This window comes from Agromyces sp. P1_H4 (assembly GCF_056405255.1).
In genome coordinates this window covers 1-10,211 of the sequence record NZ_JBFUCL010000117.1, presented here as the reverse complement: position 1 = coordinate 10,211, position 10,211 = coordinate 1, and the positions used below count along the sequence as shown (strand labels likewise).

Sequence of the window (10,211 nt, the reverse complement as noted above, 5' to 3'; positions counted from 1 at the left end):
ACGGAGGAGTGCGCGCCGATCGACTCCGACGACGCGGGCTTCGGCGGCTCGGCGCTCGAGGCCGACGCGGAAGGGGTCGACGTGTACTACGGACCTGGCGCCACCGGCTACGTGATCGTGTCGAGCCAGGGCGACGACACCTACGCCGTCTACCAGCGGCAGGGCAGCAACCGCCTGGTCGGCACGTTCCGCATCGAGGGCGTCGACGGCGTCGACGAGGTGAACGGGTCCGACGGGCTGGCCGTGACCAACCGCGTCGTCGGCGACTACCGGGAGGGGCTGCTCGTCACGCACGACGAGCCCGAGACCGGCACCGGCGTCGATCCCGAACGCGACGCCACGAACTTCTCGTACGTGTCGTGGGGCGACATCGCGGATGGGCTCGGACTGCGCGCGAGCACGGCGGCCGGGAACGACCCGCGCTTCCGCTAGGTCGCGGGCGTCCGGCGTGGCGGGCCCGGCCCGGAAGCGGCGGGACCCGCCGTCGGGTGCTCCTGTCGGCGGCYGGGGATAGGCTCGATCGGTGAGCGACGTGACGAAGAAGACGGATTCCCCGGCCACGGAGCATCCGGTCGACGCCGCCGACGCCGCCGACGCCGCCGAGGCGCCCGAAGCCGCGTCCGCGGACTCGGGCGACGTGCCGGCGCAGCGCACCCGCGAGCCGCTCGCCCGAGGGCCGCTTTCGAAGCCCTACCGGTGGCTCTCGATCGGCATGTTCTCGATCATCTTCCTCGCCGCGTTCGAGGCGATGGCCGTCACCACGATCATGCCGCTCGTCGCGACCGACCTCGACGGCGAGGCGTTGTTCGCCCTGTCCTTCGCCGTGCCGCTCGCCGCCGGCATCATCGGCATGGTCATCGCGGGCAACTGGACCGACCGTGCGGGCCCGCTGCCGTCGCTCATCGTCTCGGCGGTGCTGTTCGTCGTCGGGCTGGTGATCGCCGGCACCGCCGTGAACATGGGGGTGTTCATCGTCGGCCGGTTCGTGCACGGGCTCTCGGGGGCCGCGGTGATCGTGCCGCTCTACGTGATCGTCGGGCGCGTCTACCCCGAGCACCTGCGGGCCAGGGTGTTCGCGGGCTTCGCCGCCGCGTGGGTCATCCCGTCGATCGTCGGTCCAGCGCTCGCCGGCGCCGTCGCCGAGGCCACCAGCTGGCACTGGGTCTTCCTCGGGGTCATCGTGCTGATGCTCCCGGCCGCGGCGATGATGCTGCCGCCCATCGTGCGCGTGCGCGAACAGGTGCAGGGCGACCCGTCGGTGCCGTGGAGCCTCAGCCGGGTGGGCTGGTCGGTGCTGACCGCCGCGGCCGCGCTCGCCGTGTCGCTCGCCAAGGAGCTGCCCGACCCCTGGCAGTGGGTCGTGGCCGTCGCCGCGATCGCCGTGGCGGCCGTGGGGGCGCGGCCGCTGCTGCCCGTAGGCACTCTCCGCGCCGCCCGCGGCATGCCCGCCACGGTGATGCTGAAGCTCATCGTCGCCGGTGCGTTCTTCGGCAGCGAGATCTACCTTCCCTACCTGTTCATCGAGCACTACGACTTCTCGCCGAGCCTCGCCGGTGCCGTGCTCACCGGCGCGGGGCTCTCGTGGGCTGCGGCATCCTGGCTGCAGGGCCGGCTCACCGAACGCATCTCGAACACGCAGGCCGTCGTGATCGGCGCGGCGACGCTCGTCGTCGCACTCGTCGTCGTGCTCGTCGTCGCCACCTTCACGCTCGCCCCGGCCATCGCCTTCGTCGCGTGGACGCTCGCGGGCGCCGCGATGGGATTCATGTACCCGCGCTTCTCGGTCGCGGTGCTCGCGCTGTCGCCGGTGTCGGCGCAGGGGTTCAACAGTGCCGCGCTCACGATCTCCGAGTCGCTCGGCGCGGCGGTGGCGCTCGCGATCACCGCACTGGTGTCGAGTGCGGCCGGCGCGGGCATGTTCACGGCCGACTTCGCGGTGACCGTGACGATCGCCGTGGTCGGGTTGCTGCTGGCGAGCCGCGKGCGGCCGCCGGCCGTGGCATCCCGAGCCTGACGACCTTCGGCGTCATCTCTGGTGCGTCACGACGTGCGCCCGATGTGACGGTCACATTCGTGTGACAGTCACATTCGCCCCCGACCTGTGCATAATTGACTGCGCCGGCGTGTGTGACCGTGAACATGCCGAGATTCGATCGAGGTCGCCGTGCCAGAGGAGCCGCAGCGGGGTCGCGCCCCGAGCATCCGTGATGTCGCGCGGCTGGCCGGCGTCTCGCACCAGACCGTGAGCCGGGTGCTGAACCACCACCCGAGCATCCGTCCCGAGACGAAGCAACGCGTGCTCGACGTCATGGGCGAGCTCCAGTACAAGCCCAACCGGGCGGCCCGGGCGCTCGTCACGAGCCGATCCCGCACGCTCGGCATCCTCTCGGCATCGAGCACCCAGTACGGGCCGGCGTCGAGCATCGCGGCCATCGAGTCGGCGGCCCGGGCCGCCGGGKACTGGGTGAGCACGGCGAACATCGAGTCGTCGGATGCCGCGTCGATCGCCGATGCGCTGGCGCACCTCACAGCCCAGGGCATCGAGGGCCTCGTCGTGATCGCGCCGCAGATGCGCGTGTTCGACACGCTCGCGCGCCTCGAGATGGACGTGCCGTACGTGAGCCTCCAGTCCACCGGTCGCGACGACGACCACGCCCTGTCGGTCGACCAGATCGCGGGAGCGCGGATGGCCACTCGGCACCTCATCGAGCTGGGCCACCGCAGCATCTACCACCTCGCCGGACCCCAGGATTGGATCGAGGCCGAGGCGCGGATGCGGGGCTTCCTCGAGGAGATGAGCGCGCAGGACGTCGCCACGACCGCGCCGATCCTGGGGGACTGGACCGCGGAGTTCGGCTATTACGCCGGCCGTGAGCTGCTCACCGTGCGGGACTTCACGGCGATCTTCGCGTCGAACGACCAGATGGCACTCGGCCTCATGCACGCCGTGCGCGACGCCGGCCTCGACATCCCCCGCGACGTCTCGATCATCGGATTCGACGACATCCCCGAGGCGGCGCACTTCTGGCCGCCGCTGACGACGGTGCGCCAGGACTTCGGCGAACTGGGCCGGCGGTGCGTGGCGCTGCTGCTCGGCGACATCGGCGACGCATCGGCGGAGGCGGCCGGCACGATCACGCCCGAGCTCGTGGTGCGCCGCAGCACCGGTGCGCCGGCGTTCTGACCTGCGCCACGCAGGCCACCATGCCCGTCTGAGCCGGCGTTATGGATCCGTGACCTCTCGAAGTTGACAGCACCGGCGAGATTGTGGCTAACATGAGTGTCGCCATGTGAACGGTCACATCGAGACCGACATCGTGGAGCACCTCCCCGCCCGACGAAGGAGTCTTCCAGTGCCGATCGCCCCCGCCGCTGCCCCGCACGCCACCGCGTGCGAGAGCCGACGGGCCGGCACGGACGCCGTGGCGGTGGGCGCATGAGCAGCTACGGGCCCCAGGTCGAAGTGGCGATCGCACGCGTTCGCGCCGACGTCGCGAAGCTCCACGCCGAGCTCACCCGGTACGGGCTCGTCGTGTGGACGGGCGGCAACGTCTCGGGTCGCGTGCCGGGGGCCGACCTCTTCGTGATCAAGCCCTCGGGCGTCTCGTACGACGAGCTGGCGCCCGAGAACATGATCCTCTGCGACCTCGACGGCACCGTCATCGAGGGCACGCCCGGCGCCGACCGGTCTCCGTCGAGCGACACCTCGGCGCACGCCTACGTCTACCGGAACATGCCCGAGGTGGGCGGCGTGGTCCACACGCACTCCACCTACGCCACGGCGTGGGCCGCGCGAGGCGAGGAGATCCCCTGCGTGATCACCGCGATGGCCGACGAGTTCGGCGGCTCCATCCCGGTCGGCCCGTTCGCGATCATCGGCGACGACTCGATCGGTCGCGGCATCGTCGAGACGCTCACCGGCCACCGCAGCCGCGCGGTGCTGATGCGCAACCACGGCCCCTTCACGATCGGCGCCAGCGCGAAGGACGCGGTGAAGGCCGCCGTGATGGTCGAGGACGTCGCGCGGACCGTGCACCTCGCCCGCGAGGCGGGTCCGCTGGTGCCCATCCCGCAGGACGCGATCGACCGGCTCTACGACCGGTACCAGAACGTGTACGGCCAGGCGTCAGACGCCCGCCGCACGAAGAGCGCGGGGCCGGCGTCCGACGCCGGTCGCGCGAAGGCCCCGAAGGCGGCTCCCGAAGCCCGCCGGAAGGTCGCAGACCGGCGATGAACGATCGCTCGGTTCCCCAGATCTTGCGCAGCCCGTCCCGACGGGCGCGGCGCGAGGGGAGACGGCTGGCATGGACGCGGCCGACTCCGACTGTCACCAAGACAATGTCGTCCATGAATGACACACAGTGAAAGGACACACCGTGAAGAACACGAAGAAGGTGCTTCTCGCCACCCTCGCGGCCGGTTCCATGCTCGCGCTTGCCGCGTGCTCGGGCGGCAGCGGTGGCGGCGACAGCAGCGGCGGCGGCGGCGACGGCGGCCTCATCGGCGTCGCCATGCCCACCAAGAGCTCGGAGCGCTGGATCCAGGACGGCGACGCCGTCAAGCAGCAGCTCGAGGACCAGGGCTTCACCGTCGACCTCCAGTACGCGGAGGACGACATCCCCACCCAGGTCTCGCAGATCGAGAACATGATCACGAAGGGCGCCGAGGCGCTCATCATCGCCTCGATCGACGGCACGACGCTGTCGCAGGTGCTCCAGGACGCGGCCGACGCCGACATCCCGGTCATCGCCTACGACCGCCTCATCCGCGACTCGGAGAACGTCGACTACTACGCGTCGTTCGACAACTACAAGGTCGGCGTGCAGCAGGCCAACTCGCTGCTGAACGGCCTCGGCCTCACCGACCTCGAGGGCGAGCCGGCCGCTGACGCGCCCGCCGGCCCGTTCAACATCGAGCTGTTCGCCGGTTCGCCCGACGACAACAACGCCACGTTCTTCTGGAACGGTGCGATCGACACGCTCCAGCCGCTGATCGACGACGGCACCCTCGTGGTGAAGTCGGGCCAGACGGACTTCGAGCAGGCCGCAACGCTCCGCTGGGACGGCGAGGTCGCGCAGGAGCGCATGGAGAACATCCTCACCTCGACGTACTCCGACGGCTCCACGGTCAACGCGGTGCTCTCGCCCTACGACGGCCTGTCGCGCGGCATCATCTCGGCGCTCACCGACGCGGGCTACTCGGTCGGCGAGGGCTGGCCGATCATCTCCGGCCAGGACGCCGAGCTCGACTCGGTCAAGGCGATCAACTCCGGCGAGCAGTACGCGACCATCTTCAAGGACACGCGTGAGCTCGCGAAGGTCGCCGTCGACATGGCGTCCGCGATCCTGAACGGCGACGAGCCCGAGGTCAACAACACCGAGGACTACGACAACGGCGTGAAGGTCGTGCCGTCGTACCTCCTGGAGTCGGCCATCGTCGTCAAGGACAACATCAAGGAGATCCTCGTCGACAGCGGCTACTGGACCGAAGCGGAAATCAACGGCTAGTCACCACCGGTACACGTCGGCCGGATGACGGCAACCCCGCGTGTCGGGGCCCGAGCGGGAGTACTCTCGCCTCAGGTCCCGGCCGCGGCGGCATCCGTCATCCGGCCGGCCCCACCCGGCAATGAAGCAGGAGCAAGGATGACCACCAACATTCTCGAGATGCGCGGCATCACGAAGACGTTCCCGGGCGTGAAGGCCCTGTCGAACGTCACCATCGGGGTCGAGCGCGGCGAGGTGCACGCCATCTGCGGCGAGAACGGCGCCGGCAAGTCGACCCTCATGAAGGTGCTGTCGGGCGTGTACCCGCACGGCACCTACGACGGCGACATCGTCTTCGAGAACGAGACGGTGGAGTTCCGGGACCTCACGGACAGTGAGGCCAAGGGCATCGTCATCATCCACCAGGAGCTGGCACTCAGCCCCTACCTGTCGATCGCCGAGAACATCTTCCTCAACAACGAGCTGAAGGGCCGCGGCGGCCTGATCGACTGGAACAAGACGAACTTCGAGGCGTCGAAGCTCCTCGCCCGAGTGGGGCTGCGCGAGAACCCGACGACCAAGATCATGGACATCGGCGTCGGCAAGCAGCAGCTCGTCGAGATCGCGAAGGCCCTCTCGAAGGAGGTCAAGCTTCTCATCCTCGACGAGCCGACCGCCGCGCTCAACGACGAGGACTCCGACCACCTGCTCGACCTGATCCTGCACCTCAAGGGGCAGGGCATCACGTCGATCATCATCAGCCACAAGCTGAACGAGATCAAGAAGGTCGCCGACTCCGTCACGGTCATCCGCGATGGCAAGACGATCGAGACGATCGCGAAGCAGGACGTCACGGAAGACCGCATCATCAAGGACATGGTCGGCCGAGACCTCGAGAACCGGTACCCCGACCACACGCCCGACATCGGCGAGGAGCTGCTCCGCGTCGAGGACTGGACGGCGCACCATCCCCAGGACACCTCGCGTGTGATGGTCGACAACGTGAACCTCAACGTTCGTGCCGGCGAGATCGTCGGCATCGCGGGCCTCATGGGCGCGGGTCGCACCGAGTTCGCGATGAGCCTGTTCGGCCAGAGCTACGGGTCGAAGATCACCGGGAAGGTGTTCCTCCGCGGCAAGGAGATCAAGACCCGCACGGTCGCCGAGGCCATCGACCACGGCATCGCCTACGCGACGGAAGACCGAAAGACGTACGGCCTCAACCTCATCGAGGACATCAAGCGGAACATCTCGATGGCCTCGCTGAAGAAGCTCGAGAAGTACGGGCTCGTGCACGACAACGAGGAGTACGCGGTCGCGAACGAGTACCGCAAGTCGATGAACATCAAGGCGCCGAGCGTGCTGGTGAAGACCGGCAAGCTCTCGGGCGGCAACCAGCAGAAGGTCGTGCTGTCGAAGTGGATCTACTCGGATCCCGACGTGCTCATCCTCGACGAGCCGACGCGTGGCATCGATGTGGGCGCGAAGTACGAGATCTACACGATCATCAACCGCTTGGCCGCATCGGGCAAGGGGATCATCGTGATCTCGTCGGAGCTGCCCGAGCTGCTCGGCATCTGCGACCGCGTCTACGCCCTCTCGGAGGGGCGCATCACCGGTGAGCTCCCCATCGCGGAGGCCACACCCGAGGCGATGCTCAAGCTCATGACCATGGAAAAGCCCCGCTAGCCGGCGCTGGCGGAAACACCAGGAGACACCATGTCGAATCCGACCCCCACCACCTCCGAGGAAGTCCAGCTCCCCGGCGGCAACCTCAACCCCGTCGAGAACAAGTTCACCGACCGGCTGAGCCACGTGCTCTCAGACCTCGGCAAGAACGGCATCTTCATCGCGCTCGTCGCGGTGGTCGTGCTGTTCTCGGTCCTCACCAACGGCATCCTGCTGCGACCGCAGAACATCTCGAACCTCGTCGTGCAGAACGGCTACATCCTCGTGCTCGCGATCGGCATGGTGATGGTCATCATCGCCGGCCACATCGACCTGTCGGTCGGGTCGGTCGCCGCCTTCGTCGGTGCCTGTTCCGGTGTCTTCGCCGTGCAATGGGGCCTGCCCTGGTGGCTCTCGGTCATCCTCTCGCTCGGCATCGGCGCCCTCGTCGGCGTGTGGCAGGGCTTCTGGATCGCCTTCGTCGGCATTCCGGCGTTCATCGTGACGTTGGCGGGCATGCTCATCTTCCGGGGCCTCGCGCTCGTCGTGCTCGGCAACGCGAACATCGGCTCGTTCCCCGCCGAGTACCGCGCGCTCGGAAACGGCTTCGTCTCGGTCGGCGACTTCGAACTCGACCCGCTCACGCTCGGTGTCGGCGCGCTCGCGATCGTCATCCTGATCGTGCAGCAGGTGCGCACCCGTCGCGGCCGCCAGAAGTACGGCCAGGACGTCGAGCCCATGGTGTGGTTCATCATCAAGCTCGTGCTGGTGTCGGCCGCGATCGGCTTCTTCACCTGGTCCCTCGCCTCCTACAAGGGCATCCCGGTCACGCTGATCATCCTCGCCGTGCTCGTGCTCGTCTACGGCATCGTGATGAACCGCACGGTCTTCGGTCGGCACATCTACGCGATCGGCGGCAACCGCCACGCGGCGGAGCTGTCGGGCATCAAGACCCGTCGCGTCGACTTCTGGCTGTTCGTCAACATGGGCACGCTCGCCGCCCTCGCCGGCCTCATCTTCACCGCCCGGCTCAACCTGGCCGGCCCGAAGGCCGGTGACGGCTTCGAACTCGAGGCGATCTCCGCGGCCTTCATCGGCGGCGCGGCCGTGCAGGGCGGCGTCGGCACGATCGGCGGCGCCATCATCGGTGGCCTGATCATCGGCGTGCTGAACAACGGCATGTCGATCCTCGGCATCGGCATCGAGTGGCAGCAGGTCGTCAAGGGCCTCGTGCTGCTGCTCGCGGTCGCGTTCGACGTGTACAACCGTCGACGCTCCGGCGGCAACTAGGGTCTGGTGACCGAAGGGGCGGGTGCTGCGGCATCCGCCCCTTCGTCGTACCCGAGTCATCCATGCAGAACCAAATGCCGCGCCAGCCGTCGCAGTGGCCCTGACCGCCGAGCTCCACCACCGAAATGTAGGAAGTTCTTGGTGGCGAGCGGGGTGCCGGGGGAGGGCCGGACGGCGTGTCGGCCGTTTCTTCCTCCATTTCGCGTGCGGGCCGGGCAGGGCTCCGGATGCCGCACCGCGCGCGCTTGCCGACCGGCTTCGTTAGCGCTAACATCGTGGTTCGTTAGCGCTAACGAACCAGACGACGAAGGAGTCCCCGTGCCCGACCACGACCACCTGCCGATCGGGGCCGACGGCCGGATGGCGGCGGCATGAGCGCCGCGGCATCCGCCTTCACGCCCGAGGTCGACGCGGCCATCGCGAAGGTGCGCGACGACGTCGCGCGGCTGCACGGTGAGCTCACTCGATACGGCCTCGTCGTCTGGACGGGCGGCAACGTTTCGGGCCGGGTGCCCGGCGCCGACCTCTTCGTGATCAAGCCGTCGGGAGTGTCGTATGACGACCTCGCGCCCGAGAACATGATCCTCTGCGACCTCGACGGCAACGTGATCCCCGGCACGCCGGGATCCGCCCGCAGCCCCTCGAGCGACACCGCTGCCCACGCGTACGTGTACCGCAACATGCCCGAGGTCGGCGGCGTCGTGCACACCCACTCGACGTTCGCGGTCGCGTGGGCCGCCCGCGGGGAGGAGATCCCCTGCGTCATCACGGCCATGGCCGACGAGTTCGGCGGGCCGATCCCCGTGGGTCCGTTCGCGATCATCGGCGACGACTCGATCGGGCGCGGCATCGTCGAGACCCTCGCGGGCCACCGTTCCCGTGCGGTGCTCATGCAGAACCACGGCCCGTTCACGATCGGCACCGATGCCAAGGACGCCGTGAAGGCCGCCGTGATGGTCGAGGATGTCGCGCGCACGGTGCACTTCGCCCGCGAGGCGGGCCCGCTCATCCCGATCCCGCAGGACGCGATCGACCGGCTCTACGACCGCTACCAGAACGTGTACGGCCAGGCGTCCGACGCCCGCCGCGACGACGACACCGCACCGAGTGAGGACGCAGCCCGATGACCGACTCCATGAACCCGCAGGCTGCGGGCACCACCGGGGAGCGCGCCCGCGCCGCCATCCTCGAGGGACGCACGTCGCTCGGCATCGAGCTCGGCTCCACACGCATCAAGGCCTGCCTCGTCGGCGAGGACCCGACCGAGGTGCTCGCCGTGGGCAGCCACGAGTGGGAGAACCGGTTCGAGAACCGGGTGTGGACCTACTCGCTCGAGGACGTCTGGTCGGGACTCCAGGCGGCGTACGCCGACCTCGTCGCCGACGTGCGACGCCGCTACGACGTGCAGCCGCAGACGTTCGGCGCCATCGGCGTCTCGGCCATGATGCACGGCTACCTCGCGTTCGACGCGAGCGACGAGCTGCTCGTGCCGTTCCGCACCTGGCGCAACACGTCGACCGGCCCGGCCGCCGCCGAGCTCAGCGAGCGGTTCGGCTTGAACATCCCACTGCGCTGGTCGATCGCGCACGTCTACCAGGCGGTGCTCGACGACGAGCCGCACGTGCCGCAGATCGATTTCGTCACGACGCTCGCGGGCTATGTGCACTGGCGCCTCACGGGCCGCAAGGCCATCGGCGTGGGCGACGCCTCGGGCATGTTCCCTATCGATGCCGCGACCCACGACTACGACGCACGGCTGCTCGAGGT

The 10,211-nt window shown here is 68.8% G+C and carries 9 protein-coding genes; all 9 read left to right on the top strand.

Going from position 1 to position 10,211, the window contains the following annotated elements:
* Positions 1–432: phytase (locus tag AC1DY2_RS09245; RefSeq protein WP_476762150.1), on the top strand; the 432-nt coding region annotated here is incomplete at its 5' end.
* 91 nt (positions 433–523) lie between these two features.
* Complete coding sequence (locus tag AC1DY2_RS09240; RefSeq protein ID WP_476762149.1) at positions 524–2,014, top strand: MFS transporter; 1,491 nt, start codon at positions 524–526, stop codon at positions 2,012–2,014.
* A gap of 150 nt (positions 2,015–2,164) precedes the next feature.
* The gene (locus AC1DY2_RS09235; protein WP_476762148.1) at positions 2,165–3,184 is read left to right on the top strand and encodes a LacI family DNA-binding transcriptional regulator; all 1,020 of its coding nucleotides are present in this window, start codon (positions 2,165–2,167) and stop codon (positions 3,182–3,184) included.
* Between the two features lie 252 nt (positions 3,185–3,436).
* Positions 3,437–4,234: an L-ribulose-5-phosphate 4-epimerase gene (locus AC1DY2_RS09230; protein WP_476762147.1), complete on the top strand. Its 798-nt coding sequence runs from the start codon at positions 3,437–3,439 to the stop codon at positions 4,232–4,234.
* 190 nt (positions 4,235–4,424) lie between these two features.
* On the top strand, positions 4,425–5,507 hold the full coding sequence (chvE, locus tag AC1DY2_RS09225; RefSeq protein WP_476762151.1) for a multiple monosaccharide ABC transporter substrate-binding protein: 1,083 nt from the start codon (positions 4,425–4,427) through the stop codon (positions 5,505–5,507).
* Between the two features lie 138 nt (positions 5,508–5,645).
* Complete coding sequence (gene mmsA, locus AC1DY2_RS09220) at positions 5,646–7,175, top strand: multiple monosaccharide ABC transporter ATP-binding protein (protein WP_476762146.1); 1,530 nt, start codon at positions 5,646–5,648, stop codon at positions 7,173–7,175.
* Between the two features lie 30 nt (positions 7,176–7,205).
* The gene (gene mmsB, locus AC1DY2_RS09215) at positions 7,206–8,444 is read left to right on the top strand and encodes a multiple monosaccharide ABC transporter permease (protein ID WP_476762145.1); all 1,239 of its coding nucleotides are present in this window, start codon (positions 7,206–7,208) and stop codon (positions 8,442–8,444) included.
* Between the two features lie 371 nt (positions 8,445–8,815).
* Positions 8,816–9,571: an L-ribulose-5-phosphate 4-epimerase gene (locus tag AC1DY2_RS09210; protein WP_476762144.1), complete on the top strand. Its 756-nt coding sequence runs from the start codon at positions 8,816–8,818 to the stop codon at positions 9,569–9,571.
* The coding region (locus AC1DY2_RS09205; RefSeq protein ID WP_476762143.1) for an FGGY family carbohydrate kinase at positions 9,568–10,211 on the top strand (644 nt) is incomplete at its 3' end. The genes AC1DY2_RS09210 and AC1DY2_RS09205, both read left to right, overlap by 4 nt.